The 24,359-nt window shown below is 45.8% G+C and carries 18 protein-coding genes, 1 tRNA gene and 4 pseudogenes; 16 read left to right on the forward strand and 7 right to left on the reverse strand.

The features are described from left to right. The first annotated feature begins 14 nt into the window (after positions 1-14). On the forward strand, positions 15-1,538 hold the full coding sequence (locus Q0X97_RS07505; protein WP_302066728.1) for a helicase HerA-like domain-containing protein: 1,524 nt from the start codon (positions 15-17) through the stop codon (positions 1,536-1,538). A 70-nt stretch (positions 1,539-1,608) separates the two neighbouring features. Here the strand turns inward: Q0X97_RS07505 and Q0X97_RS07510 are convergent, their stop codons facing one another. Further along, positions 1,609-3,141: a phospholipase D family protein gene (locus Q0X97_RS07510; protein ID WP_302066729.1), complete on the reverse strand. Its 1,533-nt coding sequence runs from the start codon at positions 3,139-3,141 to the stop codon at positions 1,609-1,611. Positions 3,142-3,197: 56 nt separating this feature from the next. Beyond that, complete coding sequence (locus tag Q0X97_RS07515) at positions 3,198-4,598, reverse strand: DHA2 family efflux MFS transporter permease subunit (RefSeq protein ID WP_302066730.1); 1,401 nt, start codon at positions 4,596-4,598, stop codon at positions 3,198-3,200. 153 nt (positions 4,599-4,751) lie between these two features. Here Q0X97_RS07515 and Q0X97_RS07520 point away from each other — a divergent pair, with 153 nt between their 5' ends. From Q0X97_RS07520 to Q0X97_RS07555, 8 genes are all read left to right on the forward strand, one after another. Continuing rightward, positions 4,752-5,030, forward strand: coding sequence for a hypothetical protein (locus Q0X97_RS07520; protein WP_302066731.1), 279 nt, complete (start codon positions 4,752-4,754; stop codon positions 5,028-5,030). Positions 5,031-5,209: 179 nt separating this feature from the next. Further along, positions 5,210-5,635: a lytic transglycosylase domain-containing protein gene (locus Q0X97_RS07525; RefSeq protein ID WP_302066732.1), complete on the forward strand. Its 426-nt coding sequence runs from the start codon at positions 5,210-5,212 to the stop codon at positions 5,633-5,635. Between the two features lie 484 nt (positions 5,636-6,119). Beyond that, complete coding sequence (locus tag Q0X97_RS07530; RefSeq protein ID WP_302066733.1) at positions 6,120-6,686, forward strand: hypothetical protein; 567 nt, start codon at positions 6,120-6,122, stop codon at positions 6,684-6,686. Between the two features lie 268 nt (positions 6,687-6,954). Beyond that, positions 6,955-7,164 (forward strand): hypothetical protein, encoded by a 210-nt coding sequence (locus tag Q0X97_RS07535; protein WP_302066734.1) that lies wholly within the window; start codon positions 6,955-6,957, stop codon positions 7,162-7,164. 430 nt (positions 7,165-7,594) lie between these two features. Beyond that, complete coding sequence (locus Q0X97_RS07540; RefSeq protein ID WP_302066735.1) at positions 7,595-8,419, forward strand: hypothetical protein; 825 nt, start codon at positions 7,595-7,597, stop codon at positions 8,417-8,419. Positions 8,420-8,448: 29 nt separating this feature from the next. Beyond that, positions 8,449-9,234 carry a SagB/ThcOx family dehydrogenase gene (locus tag Q0X97_RS07545; protein ID WP_302066736.1) on the forward strand — a complete coding sequence of 262 codons (786 nt, stop codon included), beginning with the start codon at positions 8,449-8,451 and terminating at the stop codon, positions 9,232-9,234. Further along, positions 9,231-10,385 carry a YcaO-like family protein gene (locus Q0X97_RS07550; protein ID WP_302066737.1) on the forward strand — a complete coding sequence of 385 codons (1,155 nt, stop codon included), beginning with the start codon at positions 9,231-9,233 and terminating at the stop codon, positions 10,383-10,385. The genes Q0X97_RS07545 and Q0X97_RS07550 overlap by 4 nt, the downstream gene beginning before the upstream one ends. A gap of 23 nt (positions 10,386-10,408) precedes the next feature. Then, positions 10,409-12,040: an ATP-binding cassette domain-containing protein gene (locus tag Q0X97_RS07555; protein WP_302066738.1), complete on the forward strand. Its 1,632-nt coding sequence runs from the start codon at positions 10,409-10,411 to the stop codon at positions 12,038-12,040. A 10-nt stretch (positions 12,041-12,050) separates the two neighbouring features. On the opposite strand, the pseudogene Q0X97_RS07560 reads toward Q0X97_RS07555, so the two are convergent. Beyond that, positions 12,051-12,493: pseudogene (locus tag Q0X97_RS07560) on the reverse strand (IS982 family transposase). A gap of 69 nt (positions 12,494-12,562) precedes the next feature. On the opposite strand from Q0X97_RS07560, the pseudogene Q0X97_RS11890 reads away from it, so the two are divergent. From Q0X97_RS11890 to Q0X97_RS11895, 6 genes and pseudogenes are all read left to right on the forward strand, one after another. Next, positions 12,563-12,800, forward strand: a pseudogene (locus Q0X97_RS11890) (integrase core domain-containing protein); the annotation flags it as partial. Positions 12,801-13,149: 349 nt separating this feature from the next. Continuing rightward, positions 13,150-14,063: pseudogene (locus Q0X97_RS07565) on the forward strand (zeta toxin family protein). 597 nt (positions 14,064-14,660) lie between these two features. Further along, entirely contained in the window at positions 14,661-15,032 is a 372-nt protein-coding gene (locus Q0X97_RS07570) for a hypothetical protein (RefSeq protein ID WP_302066739.1), read from the forward strand. A gap of 56 nt (positions 15,033-15,088) precedes the next feature. Further along, complete coding sequence (locus tag Q0X97_RS07575; RefSeq protein WP_302066740.1) at positions 15,089-15,400, forward strand: hypothetical protein; 312 nt, start codon at positions 15,089-15,091, stop codon at positions 15,398-15,400. 248 nt (positions 15,401-15,648) lie between these two features. Next, on the forward strand, positions 15,649-15,852 hold the full coding sequence (locus Q0X97_RS07580; protein WP_302066741.1) for a hypothetical protein: 204 nt from the start codon (positions 15,649-15,651) through the stop codon (positions 15,850-15,852). Between the two features lie 246 nt (positions 15,853-16,098). Then, positions 16,099-17,096, forward strand: a pseudogene (locus Q0X97_RS11895) (tyrosine-type recombinase/integrase); the annotation flags it as partial. 80 nt (positions 17,097-17,176) lie between these two features. Here Q0X97_RS11895 and Q0X97_RS07595 read toward each other — a convergent pair. From Q0X97_RS07595 to Q0X97_RS07605, 3 genes are all read right to left on the reverse strand, one after another. After that, positions 17,177-17,252 (reverse strand) — tRNA-Asn (locus tag Q0X97_RS07595). 429 nt (positions 17,253-17,681) lie between these two features. Next, on the reverse strand, positions 17,682-17,876 hold the full coding sequence (locus tag Q0X97_RS07600; RefSeq protein ID WP_107928931.1) for a YbdD/YjiX family protein: 195 nt from the start codon (positions 17,874-17,876) through the stop codon (positions 17,682-17,684). 1 nt (position 17,877) lies between these two features. Beyond that, the gene (locus Q0X97_RS07605) at positions 17,878-19,950 is read right to left on the reverse strand and encodes a carbon starvation CstA family protein (protein ID WP_302066743.1); all 2,073 of its coding nucleotides are present in this window, start codon (positions 19,948-19,950) and stop codon (positions 17,878-17,880) included. 537 nt (positions 19,951-20,487) lie between these two features. Here Q0X97_RS07605 and dusA point away from each other — a divergent pair. Next, complete coding sequence (gene dusA, locus Q0X97_RS07610) at positions 20,488-21,492, forward strand: tRNA dihydrouridine(20/20a) synthase DusA (protein WP_302066744.1); 1,005 nt, start codon at positions 20,488-20,490, stop codon at positions 21,490-21,492. A gap of 123 nt (positions 21,493-21,615) precedes the next feature. On the opposite strand, the gene ppsA is transcribed toward dusA, so the two are convergent. Beyond that, positions 21,616-24,009, reverse strand: coding sequence for a phosphoenolpyruvate synthase (gene ppsA / locus Q0X97_RS07615; RefSeq protein ID WP_302066745.1), 2,394 nt, complete (start codon positions 24,007-24,009; stop codon positions 21,616-21,618). Positions 24,010-24,359: the final 350 nt, after the last annotated feature.

Consider the following 24,359-nt stretch of genomic DNA (forward strand, 5'->3'; position numbering starts at 1 on the left):
TCAAGGAAGCCGAAATGACTACGTTCCCCATCGCCCGTTCAGGCGGCAACACGCTGGAAATCCAAGGCAAAATGGCCAACCGCCACGGCCTGATCGCCGGAGCGACCGGTACGGGCAAAACCGTTACCCTGCGCCGCATGGCCGAAGCCTTCAGCGAAGCGGGCATTCCCGTGTTTCTGGCCGACGTGAAAGGCGATTTGTCGGGCATTGTGAACGCAGGCAGCGACAGCGGCAAAGTGGCCGAGCGCATTGCCGAATTCGGTTTGGGCAGCGGCTGGCTGCAAGGCTTTCCCGTGCGCTTTTGGGATGTGTTCGGCGAAACCGGCGTGCCCGTGCGCGTAACCATTTCCGAAATGGGGCCGATGCTGCTGGCGCGGCTGATGAACCTGAACGACACGCAGGAAGGCTTGCTCAATCTGGTGTTCCGTGTGGCCGACGACAACGGCTGGCATCTGATCGATTTGAAAGACTTGCGCGGAATGCTCAAACACGTTGCCGATAATGCCGCCGAATACCGCAGCCAATACGGTAACGTATCGCCCGCCAGCGTCGGCGCGGTGCAGCGGCAATTGCTGACGCTCGAAAACGAAGGGGCGGCAAACCTGTTCGGCGAGCCTGCGCTGAATCTGGAAGACTGGATGCAGACCGAAGGCAGCAAAGGCGTGATCAATATTCTGAATTCCGAAAAACTGATGCGTTCGCCGCGCATGTATAGCGCGTTTTTGCTGTGGATGTTGGCGGAACTGTTTGAAACCCTGCCGGAAGTGGGTGATTTGGATAAGCCCAAATTCGTGATGTTTTTTGACGAAGCGCATCTGCTGTTCGACAACGCCCCCGCCGCGCTGGTGGAGCAAATCGAACAAGTGGTGCGCCTGATCCGCTCGAAAGGCGTGGGCGTGTATTTCGTTACCCAAAACCCGCTCGACCTGCCCGACACGATTTTGGGGCAGCTCGGCAACCGCGTGCAGCACGCTTTGCGGGCGTTCACGCCGCGCGACCAAAAAGCCGTGAAAGCCGCCGCCGAAACTTTCCGCACCAATCCGAATGTAAACGTGGTGGAAGCGATTGCCGAACTCGGCGTAGGCGAGGCGCTGGTGTCGTTTTTGGATGAAAAAGGCATGCCGATGCCGGTGGAGCGTGCGTTGGTGTTGCCGCCGCAATCCAACCTGACCCCGCTGGCCGCCGCCGAACGCGACGAGAAGTTCCAAAAAGATATTCTCTACCGCCACTACAAAGACATGGTCGACAACTATTCGGCCTACGAAGCATTGGCGGAATTGGAGCAGCAGCAAGCCGAAGCGAAGCAGGCCGAAGCCGCGGCGAAAGAGCAGGCCAAAGCGGAGAAAGCAGCCGCCGCACAGCCGCAGAAAGACGGCGTAGTCGGCGGCTTCTTGGGCGGTTTGTTCGGCAGCCGCAAAAAAGCCAATCAAGGCGTGGCGTATGATTTGGCCGACAGCGTGGGCGACCAGATCAACAAGCAAGTTACCCGTGCCATTTCACGCAGCGTGATGGGCGTAATTAAGAATATGCTGAAATAAGCTATTTCGATAAAGAGGCCGTCTGAAAACACCAGAGTTGGTTTTCAGACGGCCTCTTTTTATCCGCTGTTTAAAGCAGCCCTTCAATCGGCAATATCGACAGTATTTTTACCGTTATCCGTTTCCAGAAGCCCGCTTCCGGCTCTTTGGGGTGGATAAGGCGGTCTTCCGGGTCTTGCCATTGCAGTTTGTTGTGTCGGTTTAAGGTTACTTTATAGGCGTAAGAAGGCGTGGTGTTGACCAGTGTACGCTGCATGTTTTGAGCCAATTCGGGACTTTCGATGACCACGCCCATTTCGGTGTTCAGGCGGGCGGAGCGGGGGTCGAGGTTGAACGAACCGATAAACACGCGTTGTTGGTCGATGATGAAAGTTTTGGCATGCAGGCTGGTGGCCGAGCTACCGGTTAAGCCGCGGTCCTTGCTTTTCGGCACGGCATGGCTGGGTTTCAGTTCGTAAAGCTCCACCCCCGATTTCAGCAGCGGCTTGCGGTATTTGGCGTAGCCGGAATGCACGGCCGCCACATCGGTTGCCTGAAGGGAATTGGTCAGCACGGTAACGCCGACCCCTTGTTTGATCAGTTCGGAAATGGCGCGGCTGCCGGCTTTGGTCGGCACGAAATAGGGTGATACCAGATAAATTTCTTTTTCGGGCGAACCTAAGGCTTCATCCAATTTTTCGCTGATGAGCGGTTTGCTGCGGTTGCGGTTGAGCCCTTTGGAAGGATCGTCGCTAATCAATTTGGTTTTGGCGTGCCGCCATGCGATTTGGTTGTTTTTAATCGCTTCAAACAGACGAGAGTTTTCCAAATCGCGGTGGTAGCCGACAAGAATATTGTTTTTGTCGCTGTCGCTGTGGGCAAGCTCGCGGAAGCCTTCGGCGGCATCGGCGCGGGTAATGATGCGTTCGAGCGGATAAGAAGAGTTGCTCGCCCAATAGCGGTCGAAATCTTCGGAAACTTCGGTAACTACGCGGCCGGTGGCGAGAATGTCCAAATCGGCAAATACGGTGTCGTTGCTGACGTTGAAATATTCGTCGCCGATATTACGGCCGCCCACGATGGTGGCATGGTTGTCGGCGGTAAGCGATTTGTTGTGCATGCGGCGGTTGAGGCGGGGGAAATCAGTGAGGTAGCCGAGCGCGCGCCATTTGCGGGAAAGGAAAGGGTTGAACAGACGGATTTCGATGTTCGGATGGCTGTTGAGCGCGGTTAATACGTTGTCCAAACCGTTGGTGTTGTTGTCGTCGAGCAGCAGACGCACACGCACGCCGCGCTCGGCCGCACGGTGTAGCATATTGAACAGCAGCTTGCCCGAAACGTCGTTGTGCCAGATGTAGTATTGGATATCGAGCGTATGGTCGGCCGATTCGATCAATGTCGCACGGGCGACGAACGCGTCGTGGGCATCATCCAAAATGTAGATGCCGGAAGTGTCGGCTCCGACATCAGTATCTTCCCCTTGGGTGGGCTTCAAGGCGGATTTCAGGCGCGGAGAAGGCGGCACGTCGAGATATTGCGTAACGGTGCGGTTCTCCAATGTGGGCAGACTCATGCAGCCGGAAAGGAGGGCAGATATCATTAGGCAGGTAAGTTTAAATTTCATCTGTTTAAAAAGGTGTTTCAGACGGCCTCTGAAACAGGTTGCAAACACCGTGTATTTTACCCTTTTTTGACACTTGTCAGGCTGCTGCCGTCCGAGCGGTGCAAACGGGTAAATATCAGGCTGGATAACAGCGTAATGGTGCCGGTGCCGATAAAGGTGCAGCGGAAGGCAGTGTGCAGGTTTGGCCCGATAAGGCCGCTTTGGCTCCACCATTGCAGCATCAATGCGCCTAAGGCAATGCCGAAACTCATGGCGAGCTGTTGGTTGACCGCCATCAGGCTGTTGCCGCTGCCCGTTTGATAAGGGCGTAAATCGGCAATGGTCAGAGTATTCATGGCGGAAAACTGGATGGAGTTGCACACCCCCATCGCCAGCAGCAATACAACCCATAGCCACAAAGGTGTTTCTGCAACCGGCAGAGCAACCGCCATAATCAGTAAACCGAGTATGCGGGTGTTGGCCACCAATACGTTACGGTAGCCGAAACGGGTCATGATCGGTTTGATCAGCGGTTTGACCAGCAGCGATGCCAACGCAACCGGAGCAACCAGCCAACCCGACAAGCTGGCACTGAAGCCGAAGGCCACCTGAAAAAGGAGCGGCAGCAGAAACGGTATGGAGCTGATCCCCAAGCGGCTGGCCAAATTCCCGATAAGGCCGAGCCGGAACGTGCGCACCTGAAATAAATGTGCGGCATACAGCGGATCTTCATCATGTTTGGCATGCTCGCGGTAGAGCCACAAAGCCGCTATGCCGATGATGGCCGTTAAAGCGGAAAACAATAAAGCATTGGGATGCGTAACCAATTCTACCGACAAACTCAAAAAGCAGGCTGCCACGGCAAATAGCAGAAAGCCGAGCATATCGAAACGGCCTCTTTCGCCTTTGATGTTCGGCATGATTTTCATAGACATCCAAATACCCAATGCGCCGATGGGCAGGTTCAGCAGGAAAATCCAATGCCAGCTTGCGTATTCCACCAAATAACCGCCTACCAGTGGCCCGACCACCGGTCCGATGAGGGCGGGCATCACCGCATAATTAATCGCATTTAAGAGCTGTGATTTGTCGTACACCTTCATTAAAGTGAGGCGGGGCACGGGGGCCAGCATCGAACCCCCTAAACCTTGCACGATACGGGCAATAACCAGCATGGTCAGATTGGGCGCGGCGGCACACAGCAGCGAGCCGGTCATAAACAACCCCATTGCCGCCACAAACACATTGCGCGTGCCGAAACGGTCAACCAAATAGCCGCTCAATGGAATCAGCAAAGCCAATGTCAGCACATAAGCAATAATCGCAGACTGCATGTTTAACGGCGATTCATTCAGATCAACCGCCATTTTAGGCAGGGCGGTATTCAGTATCGTGGCATCAAGCATTTGCATGAAAATAGCAATCGCCAGCAACATTGGCAGCCACCGCGACGGAGTGGGCATAGGTATATTATCCATAGGCTGGGAGGCCGTCTGAAAAGTTCAATTATTCGGAGGTTGTTTTCAGACGGCCTTTGGGGATTAAGGTACCGGTAAGAGATTATCGTATTGTATATCGGCAGAAATTGTTATCAAGATTTGGAGGTATTTACATTGCGGACTGCATAGCCGATGAAACGGGGGCAGGTTGGAAAGGAATGCAGCTATGCCGAGGTTTTCATTCTTCAACTAAAAGAAGATTTTGCTTGGAAGCAGATGGCAATTCGCTTTATCCCAAAGTTGAATTTTTCTGATTTTGAAAGCAGCGGCGAGAATAAGAAGATAAAGAGATGTTTGATTTCCGTACATAGAAAAAAGCCTGAACAATTTGTTCAGGCTTTTAAATCTGGCTCCCCGACCTGGGCTCGAACCAGGGACCTGCGGATTAACAGACCAAAGATAAAAATATAACTAATTGATAATGCTAAGTAGTGATGTTTGCACATTCAGTCATGTACAGCACTTATCAGCTTATTTTAGGTACAAATAAGACGCACCCAATGAACGAAAATTTAAGCATCTTTTTTTATATGTTGGATGTTTAAATTTTCGTTTTTTTCTTTCCATAATCGTTGTGAAAGGAGCATCATTTGAAAAAAATTCTGCTGGTACTGCTGCTGGCGCTGACCTCCTCAAAAGCCACTGCGGCAGGTATCTACCCTGAATACCAAGTGCTGATTGAAAAACACGTAACATTGCAGGGTTTAGATAAAAACCTTGTCTGGGCGGTGATATATGCGAAAAGTCGAAGCAATCGTAATGCTACATCTCATAAAAATGCCCGTGGATTGATGCAGGTGATTCCGCCGACAGTAGCACGAATGGGTGTGAATCCGAAGCATCTATACGACCCTGAGCAAAACATCATTGCAGGTACACGTTACTTGTGCTTCTTGAATGATCGTTTTAACAGCAATTTTGACCATATTGTTGCTGCATACAACGTCGGTGAAGGCGCAGTTGATAAGTACCACGGCATTCTGCCGTATCGCGAGACATGCAAGTATGTTGTGTAAGTGCGCAACCGTTATGCGCGGTTGAGCGGAAACGCCTTTTTTGCCACAACACCGATAAAAGCAGTTGCCAAGGCTGCCGATAAAGGCAATGAATATCTGCTGTTGTGCGGGTTGAAGAGCCGCTAAAAGTTTACGCTTCTTGGGATGTATTTGAAGAATTTTAGTTTTGCCTTCGTGCAATGTCTTCCGGTTTGATGCCGGTTTTTTTATGTCTGCCGCGATTGTGCGGCTTTTCTTTTTGGAGATTAGCATGATTTTAATTAGCCCGAATGCCCGTCAATGGTGCAAAGCCGTTGCGCTCGGCTCAATTTACAATGGCTGCTAACGGTTTGAGTGATCTTGAAAGTGGATTGAGAGATTTCTTTACTAGTTTCTATGGCGTCTATACGATTATTGCTTATTTTATAATTTTGTTTATGATAGTTCACATCTTTTTTGATCTTATTTATAGATATTTAAAATTATTTTTATCAAAGGAAAAAGCATGCCGCTGAACTGCAATATCGACGATTGGTTTTTAGGCTATAAAACCCGCACCGTAAAAGGCAGAGACACCGGGTTGTCATTCAGCAATGGTTGCAACAAACCTATTAAGCCGCTCAAGCCCGGCAGCGGCTTGGCCAACCTGCAGGCGGCGCTCAAACACTCGGAAGTAATGGTCAAAATACCGAAGCGGCTCAGTAATCACTCAAAAGGTATGCGCAGGGTACGTAACCATTTAGATTACGTCTCCTGCAACGGCGAAATCACACTGGAAACTCAAGACGGCGAAAAGCTCAACGGTAAAAAAGCTATAAACGACCTAACCCGAGACCGGCATAAGCTCAATATTCCCGAAGAAAGAAAATATCGTGAAGCGTTCAATATCATCCTGTCCATGCCTGGACACATTGACCCTGACGCAGTATTGAATGCCGCCCGAAAATTTGCCGCCAAACAGTTCGACGGCCACCAATACGCTTTCGGGCTCCATCACGAAGCCCTCTGCCCCGGCGAGCCGAAGCATCCGCATGTGCACTTGTGTGTATTGATGCGTGACGAGTTTGGCTAACGGCTCAATCCGCATAAAAATGACTTATTTGAATGGCGCGCCCACTTTGCCTAAAGGCTGCGTGAAGAAGGAGTTCAATGTGCAGCCACTAGGCGACAACACCGTGGTCAAACACAAAAGCTTGAAAACAGCCTGCTGAGAGCCATGAGCCAACGTGGTGTATTGGACAGTGTGCATAAACAGTAAGCCATTGAGCTGATTAAAGAGGTTAAAAACAGCGATCGCCCAAAGCATCCTTTTTTGAACTATGCAGACGTGTGGCATCATTGTGTCGGAATACGAGGCCATCGCCAAAGAGTTGTACAAAATGGGGCACAAATCGGAAGCCAAAATTATCAGCGGCTTGGCCAAAGAAGTTGCCGGGCAGGGTTTTGATACTAAGGCGCAAATGCAATTTGATCAAACTATCGGAAAGAATCATGCTATGAGTGCGCTGATACAAGAGAGTGGAATAGATGGAGCAGCAAGAGAGCATTGAAAAAATAGCTAAACAAAGAATATAATAATCCATATAATTTAAAAAAATTAATATTATTTTACGTAAAATACCTTGCAAAGATTTAAATAGATGCTATTATCAAACAGCATTGATATTAATGATAATTATTATTATTAATATTATTATTATTTAATATAATTTTAAAAAATTATCGTTATATGAAATGCAATATTTGTTTGATTAAACTTTAATCTATTGAAAGGTAGGTCATATCATGAAATACGGTAAAGTTCTCTCTAAAAGCATTAAAGCCCTGAAAACTCTGCAAGCTAATCAGTCACGAGGCAATTGCGCTTCTTGTAACAACTCTTCTATTAACGCTTAGCTAATCAATCCCCCTAATGCGCTTTCGTATTAGGGGGATTATTTATCAAAATTATTGTTCAACTAAGGATATGGGCGACAATTTATGTACTGCATACCAAACTTCGGCTTATCACGATTCGATGGTGGGTTGTTAATACAGACTCCGAAAGGCTTTTTTGAAATAACCAACAGTAGAGTATGTGAAATTATTTTGTCTTTGCCCCGTAGCGGTGGACTAATAGAGGATGTTGAAGTTATTCAACTTTTGGAAAGGGGTGAAGAAAATGATAGTCAAGAAGTTATGTCTTATTTGGTAGAGACATTAGGTATCATAGCTAAAACCAACATATCAAATAAATCTTCTTTAGTAATGACAACTTCTTCAATATGGGCTGATGTTGCCCGTTATTTGGATTTTGATGTCATAGAAAAGATGGAGGTTCAGCCTGGAAAAATTAATGTAATGATTTTTGAAGGTGCTCCTGAGGAAAGAATTATTGATGCGGCTATACAAGAATTATCTGAGAATGATCAATTAATCATTGGTTTTTGTGCTCGAAGTAATTTCGTAATAAGCTCCACATGGTTCCGTAATTCGGGATTACCATGTCCTCTTTGCACTGTTGATTTTTCTTTAGATAGAGTTTTTTTTGATCCGCATGATGCAGGAATGGGACTTTCGGATGTGTATGATTTTGTGAGGAGCTTAAATGTAAAAGAGCCAAGCATTTCTCTTCGAAAAACAGATATAGCTTTCTTATTGCGGTATGTTAAACAGTATATAGAGTCCTTATCAGGAATCGGTTTCGGTGCTTTCTCTCCTTTTGATCCTTTATTTACATCAGTGATTGATTTGGCAGAATTAAATCGTCAATTGGTACGTATTCCTCTTTCACCTCTTTGTAATTGTATTAAACATCAAATTTAAAGTTTAAATAGTAAATAAGGTAAAGAATAATGCATGAGCTTGAATTAAATTTGGCTGCTGATTATATCGATCAATCAATCTTCAAAGATAATTATATTTTCCATTCTCGTAGCCATAATCGTGAAAATAAATATTTGGCTGTTGTACCTCGGCCTATGACTTATCTAGGTGTTGAACATCTCAAACTTTTAGAGTTTCCGGAACATTATTTTGGTGGGCAAATATTAGAAAGAAATGTAACTGATTTTTCTCCATTAATTGAAAGAAAGCCTTCAGCAACGTTCTTTAGAAATGATCAGAAAATGACTTATAAGCAATTGATGACTCTTTTGTCACAAGCATTTGGAGAATCTAATTCTGATCTTCATACGCGGCCTTACCCTAGCGGAGGAGGTATGTATAGTGGGCAAGTAATTTTATATGCAAAAGCTATAGATGGATTAGATAAGGGTAGTTATCATTTCTTACCTAAATCTCATAAACTAGAGCGATTGAATGCGAAATCAGAAGAAGTGATAGAAAAGCATTTATTCCTTGGGGCAAATGAAAAATTTCTAGATTATTCTTTCTTTATTCTATATTCAATAATGCCAGTATTTACAATAGCAAAATATGGAATGAGAGGATATCGCTTATCTTGTATTGAAATAGGCTCAATGTATCAGGCGCTAATTATGAAGTCTGAAAAAATGGGGTTGAGATCTAGAGTATGGGGTGGCTTCAATGATGAACAATTATCACTCACTTTAGGGGTTGATCCTCGTGTGGTGTGGCCGGTTGTATGCCACTTGGTTGGTTGGGAGAATAAAGAATGATAGGTTCTTATTTTCCGCGTTTTTATATAGTGAACTCTGCAAATCTTGATCTACCTTCGATTATAATCGGCCGCATGGGGGAGACAAAGGGAAGTACTGCAACAGGTTATGATAGAAAAACAATTATTAGATCTGCGGGTGAGGCTTTAGAGCGGCAAGTTGGTTTTAGCCAACTGCCAATGAGTGGAATATGTAGGAAATTAAATCAGTTGGAATACCCTCTGCAGCAATGGTTTAAAACTCTTTTTGGTAGGCAAAATAAGCCAGGCACTGATGAGCATGAATTTTCTTGTGTTGAAGCCTTCCGATTAAATGACAATAAAAAATTTATAGTACCATCTATCCCATTTACTTTATCACCACATCAAGACAATCATTTTATGCCACATCGGGACAGTTCTGGCTGCGCCATTCATAGTAACAGTGATTTGGCTCTGGAAAGTGCTGTTGCGGAATTAATAGAACGGCAAGGGTTAACTTTATTTTGGTACTTTGGCCATCTTAATCATAGTGTGGATTTGAGTGAAGGATTTCTTAAAAAAGAGGAGTACTATGAAATATTGCCATTATTAAATTGGTATAGGTCTAATGTGAGGGCAAAAATATACCTATTTGATATATCAGTATTGCTACCATATAGAAGTATATTGGCTATATATGTAGATGAAAGTGGCCCTATCCATTTTGCTGCTGGTGGAGCGGCTAGTAAAAATGTAACTCAGGCAGTTAAAAAAGCATTAATTGAGTTATATCAAGCTTATACTTTAACTTATCAGAATGTTATTACAAAAAAAACGGAGCTTGATATATCAGAAACTCAAGATAATCTAACAAAAGGTTATTTGCAATTTAATAACACTAAAAATGCAACTTATTTTATTAATTTAGCTATAGAAAATAATGTAACTCTAAACACCTTCTACTCTCCTCCAGAAAATGTTAAAAATATTAATGCAGTAGATGTTTTTGTACATAAGCAGGAAGTTTCTTTTGGCAAATATCTAGATTCTCTAACTTATATATCTACCTTTTGTATTCCAGGATTTCCTTGTATGACTATTGAAGGGAGTGCATCAAGGACGGAGTTGGAAGCAGCTATTTTTTTTGGGTATAACACACAGATCAATTTTGGCCCAGTCCCATTTGCATAGTGAATAGCGTAAAAGGTATAAACATGAAAAACGCTCTATTTGTACTAAAGCAAGTCATTACTTTGTTGAGTAAGAATTCTAGATTTCTTTTCTATATATCTTTTGTGCTCTTTCTGTTGGTTACAACTTTTCGTATTGTAACGCCATTGGCATTTGCGTTGATAGTGGTAGAACATAATAATATTGCTTCCGGATTATTATGGGGAGCAATTATCTATGCATCTCTATTTTTTATAACGCGATTTTTGGAAGAATTACGATTCTCTTTTTATGTTTCTTTTGAGCAGGAAGTGCAAAAACTACTCTTGCTGAGAACGATAGATATATTCTTTAGAGTTCCATTGTCTATGCCTCAAAGTCAGTCACCAAGTGAGAATGCTATCTCTGTAGATAGAGGGGTTGGTGGGCTAAGAGATGTTTTATATAGCTTTATCTTTACACTTGCCCCCGTTGGGATTGAAGCTTTTATTATGGTTGTAATTATCGGATTTCGTATAGATTTGATTATGGCTATTTGGGCATCTTCTATTCTAATAGGTTTTATTTGGATTACTACCAAACTATCTGAGCGTACTCGTGCATTGCAAGAAGAATGGTTTTCGATGGCGTCAGTAAATTATAAGATTCTCTCAGAGAGCCTACGTTCTTATGAAACAATCCGCTCATTTGAACAAAGTAAATGGGTTCGAGACAGATATGGAATTGCAATGGACTCTTTTGTAAAGAGAGTAATTGCATCTTTAAGGCCAGGCATCATTCTCGGATTTATACAGGGAATTCTTTTAACTATATTAATGGGAAGTACAATTAGTTTTGTGCTTACTTCAGATTTACAGATAAATGAAAAAATCGCAAGCATTATATTAATTAATGGGCTTCTATTACAGATGGTATCACCCCTTCTGCAGTTTTCTGGTGCGTATAGGGTTTTTACATTAGGGCTTTCTAGTGCGCGTCAGCTTGTAGAGCTTATCAATACTCTCCCCGCACAGGCAAAAATTGCACATATAGAATATGAAGGTGAAGAGGAATTCAAAATATCAAATCTTATTGTTAAGCATAATGAAAAAATCATTCTTAATATAGATAAGCTATTGATTCCCAGGTTAAAATTTATTACTATAAGTGGCGCATCTGGTTCAGGTAAATCTACACTAGCAAGATGCCTTGCGGGCTTGAATGAGTATGAAGGTCGAATATATTCGAAACAAAAAACGGATCGTATTTTTTTTATGACACAGGAAGTTCATGTATTTGATACAACAGTTGAAGAAAATATTTCAATGGGGTTGCCTGTCGAAAACAGTAAATTTTTTTGGGCTCTAGTGCATGCAGGAATTAGTGAAGAGGAATATAAATCATTAGAAAGCCGGGGGGTTGGTGAAGGCGGCATTAATGTGTCAGGGGGGCAGCGGCAGCGTATAGGCATAGCTCGAATGTTATATCATGAAGCTGAAGTTATGATATTTGATGAGCCTACTTCAGCTCTTGATGAAGTCTCTGCTTATAAGGTAATCGATACTTTATTAGAGCTTTCAAAAGAAAGAACATGTATTGTTGTTACACATGATTCTCGATGCGTACAGGTATCTGACATTAATTTTCAAATAAAAAATGGGGTTGTTGTAAACCAACTTAACATGACTTCAGGATAAGCCAGCATTCCTATCCCATAGCGGACAAGCTGGCGACATTGATTTTTACCCCCAGCTTAAACGGCATCAAGCAATACGCAACCAAGTCCGAAATCAAATTCAGCAAGAAATCTGTATAAGAACGGTGCCGCGTATGCTCTATTTGGCAAAGGTTTTTCAACTCACCAAATACCGATTCGATCACACTGCGCTTTTGCAGTAACCCTAGCTCAAACGGCGTTTTATCCTTTTGTTTCATATTCTTTTTCTTCCCCGTTACCAAACGAATGCCATATTCGCTTTGCAGCCATTGAGTCAGCTCCTTACCTAAATAGCCCTTATCGCCAACAACAATGCCACAATATCTTTCAAAGCATGGCGGTCATTGACATTACCCGGGGTTAACCAGATATCGACAAGTGCTTCTTGATGGTTGATAAGAGCATGAATTTTGAAGCCACAGAGCCAAGCCATACTACTTTTACCGCGCCGGGTGCTGCCTGCAAAAACACGAAGGCCTTACCGGTGTCAGTGTGGTAATTATTGCATCGGAAGTTTACTCGTCCTGCCCGCCTGCAGACCAATAGCAAAGCAGAACGCGTTATCTGTACGCTGCTGGAAATGAGGCATGAAAAGACAGCCTTTACTGACAGTGGACACAGAAAAAAGGAGTTGTGCCGCTTTATTAATTACTATAATACTGTTTAAGCCTCATTCAGGACTACAAGATGATACACCTTTTGAGGTCTTACAGGCTTATTTTTCTCAACCTGTTGTGTAAACAACGCGGTTATTTTCTACATATAAGATTATGGCAGCATGTCACAAAATACCTTTTAACAGATAAAATATGCTTAATTTCAATTGCTAAGAAATTAACAGAGGAATTATGTGTACTCTTGCGGAAAAAGATGCCTTGATCGAGCGCATAGCATCTGTTCAAGCGCTTATTGCCCGTAAAACACCGCGTACTGGTGTGAACATACTCCTGACCAAAAACGGATTGTAGCGTTACGCTGCCACCTTTATGCTTCATTGTCTGAAGATATTAGCTTTGAGGACGTGAAAGATGAATGTAATGCACTGCATCAAAGATATTCTACCATGCCTAAGCAGAAGATGTGTGCATAATGACATCAAGGCAGGAGCAAGCATCATTTGAAGCGATTTGGGACGAATTGACGGTGGAGTTGGAAGTTCGTCCTTCTGCATTTCCGAAAGGGTTTGTTCTGGGCGGCCAGCCTGAGGCGGGTAAATCACGTCTGGTGCCTTGCATTAACACAGAAATGAACGGTAATCTGATGATTATCAATGGCGACGAATTCCGCCGTTATTATCCCGACTTTGACGCTATACAGGCACAATACGGCAAAGATGCTCCTAAACACACTGCAGAGTTTTCCGCAAAAATGACCGAGCTCGTGCTTTGCACGAACAATATAACGCGTCAATCGAAGTCACTTTCCGTACTACTGATGTACCGATGGACACGCTGGACAAAATGCACGAACACGATTATCAAACCGCCGTGCACATCCAAACAGTACCGGCTGAAGTCAGCTGGCAAAGCATCCTAGAACGTTACGACAACATGCTTAAAATCGGTGAAACGCCGAGATACACCGACAAAGCCCATCACGATTTGGTTGTAGATTTATTGTCGGATAATGCAGATGTGGTGTTTGCATCCAGCAAAGTTGATTCATTCAAAGTGTATTCGCGTGAAGGTTTGATTTTTGATGACCGTATTCACCCAAACAGTAAGCCCAATACGGCCATAGATGCAGAACTATACCGCAACAGTCGGCAGCTAGAAGTCTTGGAGACAAACTACCGGGAAAGCTACCATCTGTTTTCTGATATGCAGAAACTTGTCGTGAAAGAATCTGAAAAAATCATCAATGATTTGCCACTGGCCGAGCAGGTGCAGGCTAAAATCTATTTATATTCCGGCCAGCTTACCCAATTGCAGCACACCCAATTATCTCAACAAAGACCGTCTGAACAATCTACCGAATCCCTTGATGTAGAAATCGAGTGCTGACCGCTCACACTGCCATTCCTGACTACAACAACCAACCTGATTAAAAAATCCCGCCAGAGGGAGCAAGATAAAAACGGGCGTTGTGGTTCACAGGCTGCCGCAGGCACCGGAGAAGTCACATAAGTCTGGTTTTATCTTGGAGGCGTGGGGGGCGTTTCGGTCGAGCTTAGTGAGACTGGAACGGGGTTGCGGCGGGATGGTTTTCACTATTTTTTGAATATGGCCCGCCCGTTGACGGCCGTCTTTGCCCCTTAAAATCAAAATTTACTCACAATAATTTACACTTCTCATGAAGATACAGCGTATAAAATATATTGTTTTTAAGCAACAATAAGGCAAAATTGACTATCTTCCAGGCGGTTCAGTGGCAATGGATACCATTTTCACACGGTCATATTTGTGGTGTGATAGTTCTATTCAGACGGCCTGAAGGCCGTCTGAAAATCAAAAGACAATCTTGTTTTCTCGGCAATATGTACTAATCACTGCATCCAAATCACGCAACGTAGTAACGGCCTTACTGTTGATACTTATAGTAGTTGCATATCGCGTTAATCTGATACGTCACTTCTCAAAACGACCAGCGTGTGCCGATGAATGGTGGTCAAGCATTGGATGATTGCCTTGCCGGTTTGGCGCAAACGCTGCGAGCAATCTGTAGTGTGGCTGAACGGCCATAAAGGTGAGGTGAAAAATGGTAATAAATCTTTTCAAGACTTCAAAATTTACAAAGACAGCCAACAGCAAATTATCGGTATTGTGCATATTCCCAATCGGAATCCGGATACATTCGGCAAGGATATTCAACGCATGACTGAACTGAATCTGACATTTACCGAAGTCGACGCATTATCCGAATTCACACTGATGCCCCACCAACGCCTACGCACAGTAAGACGCGATATTTACGAACAACTGAACAATATCACCTTCTTGGCTACCGTCAAGGTATCCCATGAGCAGGCATGATGTAGAAGGCATAATTGGCGAAGTCTTCGCCGTAACCGGCGTAAAACTGACTGCTGATGCAGCAGCAATCTGTTCCGACGGTCTTACAGTCGTTTGAGAAACGCCAGGACGAAGCACGGGAAGTTTTTCTGCATCAGTTGGTCATTTATGAACAGAACATCACCGCTACTGCTGAGCTGCTGCAGAAAACGGATTTGCAGCAGGCTGAAATCGAAGAGAAGCTGTTTGGCAGCATCAGCCAACGGATGAATAAAGACACCGAGCAGCGGAATCATGCATTTTTAGGCCGTCTGAAAGGCTATCTGATAGCCGCCTACGTGGCTTGGGCGGTGACTGGGTTGCTGATGGCGGCTGCGGTTAAATTGTAGGAGCTTGATATGGCCAATTTGAAAAATGACAGTCGGTTTGAGCAAAAGATGCTTTGGGGCGGCTATGAACAGCTGATAGCCAAGCCTTGAGTATTGGCCGTTAAGCAAAGTCATTTGCTTCAAAAATGCAGTGTGTGCGGTCAATTCAGCTTATAAACGAGCGAGCACCAGATGGAGTCGGCGTATGATTCTGCATTTTTTAAGCAGGGCTAGATTGGTGATTGAATTTTATCAGAAGGAGGGCAGACATGCTGATTGACAACACAACGGTACGGGTGAACCCATCATTTAGACCGTCTGAAGATAAGCTACCCGCATTACAGAATAATTCCGATGCAGACCGAAGCAGGCAAATATCATTGCCTGCTTCGGTCTGCATTAGCAAACACAAGTATCTGATGCTGGAGCCGCGTCTGAAACGTTACCAAATCGTCAAGCGGCTGGTGGAATGACTGGAAATAGCACCATTTACGGTGTTTGAAGAGGAGGCCGGATATGAAAACCTATAACGTTGAAGAAGTTGTCGAATACTGCAAATACCACGCATAAACAATAAGAGAGTATATCTGCGCGGGTAAGCTGATAGCGAGCAAGCCGAGGCGCGGATACTGTATCAGACAGTCTGCCCTTGACGTATTTTTGAATCAACTCGAAAATGAGCAGGTGCAGGCATTACTCGAAAGCAGGAGTGAAAAATTATGCCTAGAAACAACGATGGATTATACCAACGCAACGGTAGATTCTATATTGACATCTGGTCGCCAAGCGGCGAGCGCATTAGACGCTCTGCCGGCACCAAAGACTGCAAGCAAGCGCAACAGCTCCGCGATAAAATAGCGCATGAGCTGTGGCAACAGGAGCATATCGGTATTAAGCCGAAACGGATGTGGGACGAAGCAGCAGTAAAGTGGCTTCAAGACATGAACGGCAAAAAAAGCATTGATACTGATATTAGCCGATTAAGACACTTAACCGGATTGAGAGGACTGTTTTTAGACGCCTTGACGCGGGAAGTGATTATGAGTGTGGTTGATGCTTTGCCATGCGGCAACGGCACCCAAAATAGATATATCGCACTGATACGTGCCATTCTGTACAAAGCCCGTGATGAATGGGAATAGATAGATAAAGCGCCGACATTGAAACAGTTGAAGGAAAACACGCAGCGTATCCGCTGGCTGAAGCCTCAAGAAGCCTCACGGCTGCTTGAGCATTGTCTGACAACCATTGGCGGGAAATGGCTGCATTCAGCCTCTATACGGAGTTACGGCAAAGCAATGTGTTTGGACTGAAGTAGGTGCAAATCGACCTGTTGCGAAAAATTGAATGGATTTATCCCGATGAAGCCAAAGCAGATAAAGTAATCGGCATCTCGCTGAACGATTCTGCTATCAGCATTTTACTCAACAGGCAGGGTAATCACGACGAGTATGTATTTATCAATATTCATAACCGCGTGATAACTGGCCTGAACAGTAAAGTATGGAGGCAGGCACTTCAGAAAGCGGGTATTCAGAATTTCCGCTGGCATGACCTGTGCCACACGTGGGCAAGCTGGCTGGTTCAATGTAGCGTTCCCTTGGTTGATTTGAAGGAAATGGGTGGCTGGGAGAAGCTGGACATGGTGATGCTCTATGCCCACTTGGTCACAGAGCATCTGTTGCCGCACGCAGGCTTGTTAGATCAGGTTGGTAACTTTGGACATAAAACGGATACAAGAGCCGGCAAGGTGACCAGAGAAAAAAAGCCTAAACGCTTGTTTAGGCTTTGGAAAGATGGCTCCCCGACCTGGGCTCGAACCAGGGACCTGCGGATTAACAGTCCGTCGCTCTACCGACTGAGCTATCGGGGAAGAAGCGTGCATTATAGCGTTGTTTGAAAATGTGTCAACGGTTATTTGGGAAAGGAAAGTGAATAAATTAGTAATATTTTGAATTATAAATTAATTTATTTTGAAATGTGAGCGAAGTTAGTCGTGCTATGGTACTGACAGCCCGATTGGTAAATCTGTCGAACTGCTAGGTATAGGCAATTTAACTCATTGCAGATACAAAAATCATCTATCACTAAGTAAGCAGGCGGCACAATGCGGAGACATACTGCCAATGAAAATTTGGCAAAGCTCGCAAATAATCGGATGTTACGGTTGTTGCAATAAAAAGGAAAAATCGGGTGGAAAACGCTTGGTCGAAGTGCCGGCAGATTAATGGCGAAAGCGTTTGAGGCCGTCTGAAAAAAGCCCTCTGCGAAAATGCAGAGGGCTTTTTTTCAGGATAGGTATCTAACAGCAGCGTCCGCCATTACTGCCACTGCGGCGTTTGCTACAGTAATCCTGAAACTGCAACTTCGTCATCACCGGCGCATTCGGATTATGTTTACGTTGGCGTGCAACGTAATTTTCATAATCGGGCACTCCCACCATCAGATTGGCAGTTAAGCGTGCTGTTTTCCATACGCGTTTGATGCGGTGCAGAATCTTATAACTCATTCTGTTGAACCTCGTTACGGTAAACTGCCGGAACTTCTTTTGCAGTCGACCATGCAACTTTACGGGCTTTCAGGGCAACACGCAAGCCGTATACGGCAACGATAACCACGATTGAGAGGAATAGTACGGTTAGGCTGGAGTTAACGTAGTCGTTGAATACAATGCGTCCCATTTGCTCTAAGTCTTTTGCCGGAGCCAAGATTTCTCCGCGTGCCGCCGCATCATTAAATTTGGCGGCATGTGCCAAGAAGCTGATTCTCGGATCGCTGTGGAACAATTTTTGCAAACCGGCATAACAGGTTACGAACAGAACCAATACGGAAGGTACCAACGGAACCCATACATAGCGTTCGCGCTTCATCTTCACGAGTACGACCGAGCACATGATGAGAGCGACACCCGCCAGCATTTGGTTGGCGATACCAAACAAAGGCCAGAGTGAGTTAATACCACCCAGTGGGTCGGTTACCCCTGTGTAGAGGAAATAACCCCAGAAAGTAACGGCTAAGAAGGTGGCAAACAGGTTGGCCGGAAGCGAATCGGTATTGCCGAAAGGTTTGTAGAACACGCTGCCTAAATCTTGGATCATGAAGCGGGCAACACGGGTACCTGCATCAACGGCAGTCAAAATGAAGAGTGCTTCAAACAAGAGTGCGAAGTGATACCAGAAAGCCATCATGGCTTCACCCGGGATCAACTTACTCATGATGTGCGCCATACCTACGGCCAAAGTCGGTGCACCGCCGGCGCGCGACAGAATGGTGTTTTCACCCACTTCTTTAGCCGTGTGCAATAAAGTGTCGGCAGTAACGGGGAAGCCCAATTGGTTGGTAATTACTTGTGCGGCTTGAGCAGCGTCGGTACCGATAAGAGCGGTAGGGCTGTTCATGGCAAAGTAAACACCCGGGTCAAGTGATGCGGCCGCAGCCAAAGCCATGATGGCGACAAAACTTTCCATCAGCATGCCGCCGTAGCCAATCATGCGTACGTGGGTTTCGTTTTCCACCATTTTCGGTGTGGTACCTGAAGAAATCAGGGCATGGAAGCCTGAAACCGCACCACAGGCAATGGTAATAAACAGGAAGGGGAACAAACTGCCCGAGAATACGGGGCCGGTGCCGTCGATAAATTTGGTAACGGCAGGCATTTGCAAGGCAGGGCTTACAATCATGATACCGATGGCCAAAGCGATGATGGTACCGATTTTCAGGAAAGTAGAAAGATAGTCACGCGGGGTCAGCAGCAACCATACGGGCAATACCGCAGCCACGAAACCGTAAATCATAATCGCCCAAGTCAGTTGGATACCGTCTAAGTCGAAGAAGTGGCCGTAAGAACTGTGGGCGACATCTTCGCCATAAACAATTGCCAACATCAGTAGAATGAAACCGACAATGGAAATTTCGCCGATTTTGCCCGGGCGGATGTAACGGGTATAAATACCCATAAACAGCGCAATCGGCATAGTGGCGGCGATGGTGAACGTACCCCACGGGCTGTGTACCAGTGCTTTAACTACGATCAATGCCAATACGGCCATAATGATGACCATGATCATCAAAATACCGATAGAGGCGATGATGCCGGAAGTGGTACCGAGCTCTTGTTTTACGATGTCACCCAGCGATTTGCCGTCACGACGCATTGAAACAAACAGTACCATCATATCTTGTACCGCACCGGCGAAAACCACGCCGAAGATAATCCACAGCGTGCCCGGCAGGTAGCCCATTTGAGCGGCCAAAACGGGGCCGACCAACGGGCCTGCACCTGCAATGGCTGCAAAGTGGTGGCCGAACAATACACCTTTGTGTGTGGGTACATAGTCCAATCCGTCATTGTGGCGTTCGGCCGGGGTTAGGCGGTTAGGGTCAAGCGCCATTACCTGTTTGGCAATATACAGGCTGTAAAAGCGATAGGCTATGCAATAAACGGAAACGGCAGCGATTACCATCCATACCGCACTGACCTGCTCACCCCTATGGATAGCGAGTGTAGTAAAGGAGGCTAAACCGACCAATACCACAATGCCCCAGATCAGAAACGTTTTAAGTTGTTTCATGACAAAGTCCTTAGGAAGTTGTTGAGAGTGAAATGGATCATCATGCTACGTTTTGCCGTGCAAACATTATGTAATAATTTGTAGCATGCTTGACCTGTGCAAGATTAACATATTTATAAAAAGACGAATATCTCATCAACTGGAAAATAACGGGCAACTTGAGTCATGTCAAAAATATGCAAAAGGCCGTCTGAAAATGCATATAGGGCAAAAGCGGGGAGGGGCGGAGAGTGTAAAACCAAGCGGAGAAGCCGGTAATCGTAGGTGTTGAAATGGGCTTGGAAAGCGGGTGCTTTACGAATGTTTACTTTGCAGAATAGCTTTGTTTTATAAAATGTAAAAAATAAAACACATTTGGAAAAGTTAGGGCTAAATTTTTCAGACGGCATCGGGTTGATTATTTAGGCCGGCCTATGCTCGATGTATTTGATGTGAAGGGCCTATGAGCGATTTTCCGGAGGAAAGTGTTTTTCATCTGTATATCAAAAGGCTTTATAATGCCGCCCTTCGATATCCGATACAGCAATGCTTTGATTTATGAATAATAAAATTCTGCCTCCGCGCCGGCTTTCCACGGCTCCCATGCTTGATTGGTCTGATAGGCACTATCGTTACATGGCACGCCAGATTAGCCGTTATACTTGGCTTTACAGTGAGATGATTAATGCAGGAGCCATTATTTACGGAGACAAAGACCGTTTTCTGATGTGCAACGAATGTGAAAATCCGGTGGCGTTGCAGTTGGGAGGCAGCGAACCTTCCGATTTGGCCCGCGCGGCTAAAGCTGCGGAAGAGTATGGTTACGACGAAGTTAATTTGAATTGCGGTTGCCCCAGTCCGCGGGTGCAGAAAGGAGCGTTCGGAGCGTGTTTGATGAACGAGGTTGGGCTGGTTGCCGATTGTTTGAAAGCCATGCAGGATGCGGTGCAAATCGACGTAACCGTTAAGCACCGTATCGGAGTGGACCGTCAAACCGAATATGGTGTCGTGCAAGATTTTGTCGGTACGCTGGCGGCAAAAACTTCTTGTAAAACTTTTATCGTCCATGCCCGGAATGCTTGGCTGGACGGGCTTTCACCTAAAGAAAACCGTGAAGTGCCGCCGTTGAAATACGATTATGTTTATCGACTCAAACAGGATTTTCCCGAATTGGAAATCATCATTAACGGTGGTATTACCCGTAACGATGAAATCGCAGTGCATTTGGAGTATGTGGACGGCGTAATGGTGGGCAGGGAGGCGTATCATAATCCGATGGTAATGCGGGAATGGGACAGGCTGTTTTATGGCGGTATGGAAAATCCCATTGAATATGCTGATTTGGTGGAGCGTTTGTTTCATTACAGCAAGCAACAGATTCAGGCAGGGCGGGGTACGATTCTACGGCATATGGTTCGCCACTATTTGGGGTTGATGCACGGACTGAAAGGGGCGCGTACATGGCGGCGTATGCTTTCGGATGCCGTGTTATTAAAAGATAACAACGGCGAGCTGATATTGGATGCGTGGGATAAGGTCAAGAAAGCAAATGATTGGGTGTAGTTTAAAAATATGAGCCCAACCTAACCGTAATATTTTGTTGACAGGCCGTCTGAAAATAGAAAAAAACCGCTGTGTAAGTAACAGCAGTTTTTGTTTAGGCAAATCTTTTCAGACGGCCTGCTTTTATTTGTTTAACTCTTTAGCCAGATACAGCCACGTTTCAATTACGGTATCAGGGTTAAGCGATACGGACTCGATACCTTCTTGTACCAGCCATTTGGCAAAATCGGGATGGTCGGAAGGGCCTTGTCCGCAGATACCGATATATTTGTTGTGTTTGCGGCAGGCGGAAATCGCCAGATGCAGCATCACTTTCACGGCAGGGTTGCGTTCGTCGAACGTGCTGGCAATCGGGCCGCCGCTGTCGCGGTCTACACCCAGAGTAAGCTGGGTCATATCGTTCGAGCCGATTGAGAAGCCGTCGAAGTATTGCAGGAACTGCTCGGCCAAGAGGGCGTTGCTCGGCACTTCGCACATCATAATCAGGCGCAAACCGTTTTTGCCGCGCTCCAAACCGTTTTCTTTCAGAGCTTTAATAACCGCTTCGGCTTCGTTGAGCGTGCGCACGAAAGGAATCATGATTTCTACGTTGGTCAAACCCATTTCGTCGCGAACGCGTTTCAAGGCCTGACATTCCAAAGCAAAGCAATCTTTGAAATCATCTGAAACATAGCGGGCCGCACCGCGGAAGCCCAGCATCGGGTTTTCTTCGTGGGGTTCGTACAAATTACCGCCGATCAGGTTGGCATACTCGTTGGATTTGAAATCGGACATACGCACAATAACTTTGCGCGGGTAAACCGAAGCGGCAAGCGTGGCCACGCCTTCGGCGATTTTGTCAACATAGAACGATACCGGAGAAGCGTAGCCTGCGATGCGGTCGCTGATTTCCGCTTTCAATTCGGGGTTTAGCGTGTCGAATTCGAGCAGGGCTTGGGGGTGGATGCCGATTTGACGGTTGATGATGAACTCCATACGTGCCAAACCGATACCTTCGTTGGGCAGACCGGAAAAGCTGAAGGCCAGCTCGGGATTGCCGACGTTCATCATGATTTTTACCGGCGACTTGGGCATGTTGTCCAAAGCGACATCGGTAACTTCCACATTCAGCAAACCGTCGTAAATCAAGCCTGTGTCGCCTTCCGCACAAGAAACGGTAACTTCTTGGCCGTCTGAAAGTACGCCGGTGGCATCGCCGCAGCCTACTACGGCAGGAATGCCCAGTTCGCGGGCAATAATGGCCGCGTGGCAGGTACGTCCGCCGCGGTTGGTTACGATGGCGGATGCACGTTTCATTACCGGTTCCCAATCAGGGTCGGTCATATCGGTTACCAGCACGTCGCCGGCTTGCACGGAATCCATTTGCGAAGCGTCTTTAACCAAACGCACTTTGCCTTGGCCTACTTTTTGGCCGATGGCGCGGCCTTCGCACAATACGGTGGATTTGCCGGCAATATTGTAGCGGCGCAGGCTGCGTCTGCCTTTTTCTTTTTCTTGCGATTTCACGGTTTCAGGGCGGGCTTGCAGAATGTAGAGCTTGCCGTCCACACCGTCGCGGCCCCATTCGATATCCATCGGGCGGCCGTAGTGTTGTTCGATAATTAAGGCGTATTGCGCCAATTCGGTGATTTCTTCGTCGGAAATCGAGAATTTTTTACGGTCGGCATCGGCTACATCTACCACCTGCACTGATTTACCTGCTTGGGCTTGCTCGGTAAAGATCATTTTGATGAGTTTCGAGCCCATGGTTTTACGCAGAATGGCGGGTTTGCCTGCTTTCAATGTCGGTTTGTGTACATAAAATTCATCAGGGTTTACCGCGCCTTGAACAACGGTTTCGCCCAAGCCGTAAGAAGAAGTAACGAATACAACGTCTTCAAAGCCCGATTCGGTATCGATCGAAAACATCACGCCGGCCGCACCGCTGTCAGAACGAACCATGCGTTGAACGCCTGCCGATAAAGCGACGACATCGTGGGCGAAGCCTTTGTGCACGCGGTAAGAGATGGCGCGGTCGTTGTATAAAGAAGCGAATACGTGATGCATGGCCTCTTTTACGTTTTCCAAGCCGTTGATATTCAAGAAAGTTTCTTGTTGGCCGGCAAAAGATGCGTCAGGCAGGTCTTCTGCGGTGGCTGATGAACGTACTGCTACGGAAATGTTTTCGGTGCCTGCATCGGCAACCATTTTTTCCCATGCGGCTTTGATTTCGGCATCAAGTTGCTCGGGGAACGGGGTATCTAAAATCCATTGGCGTATTTCTTTGCCCACCCGTGCCAATTCGGTAACGTCTTCCACATCCAGAGCAGCAAGGGCTGCGGAAATACGTTCGCTCAGGCCGTTGTGCGCTAAAAAGGCGCGATAGGCATCTGCGGTCGTGGCGAAACCGCCGGGAACGCGGACACCTTTCTCGGTAAGCTGACTGATCATTTCGCCCAATGAGGCGTTTTTACCGCCCACGCTTTCCACATCGGTCATGCGCAGGTTTTCAAACCAAATAACGTAATTTGCAGCCATGTTTTTAGTCCAGTGTAAACAGGTTAAAAAAAAGAAATAAATTTTCGCGGGTATTCTAACCACTCAAACGGGTAGTGTCATGTATTTTTAATAAGTGTCGGTTTGTGGGGCCGTCTGAAAAATTGCGGCAAAATGAACTTGTAATCAGATGAAACCGGCGATGAAAAATTCCCGACTTTTTGTTATCCCTTGTTAAATATGGGTTTTGAAATACATCAATAATCTTCAGGTAGATTATGCGGGATGAAATTTAAGCAATTATATTCTAAAAAGATAAAAAATACATGATAAAAATGTGTATTTTTTATTTAATGGATTTGCTTGTAGCTTGTTGTAGTTTGACGTGCGGA

The sequence above is a fragment of the Neisseria sp. MVDL19-042950 genome, assembly GCF_030504625.1.
Classification (GTDB): domain Bacteria; phylum Pseudomonadota; class Gammaproteobacteria; order Burkholderiales; family Neisseriaceae; genus Neisseria.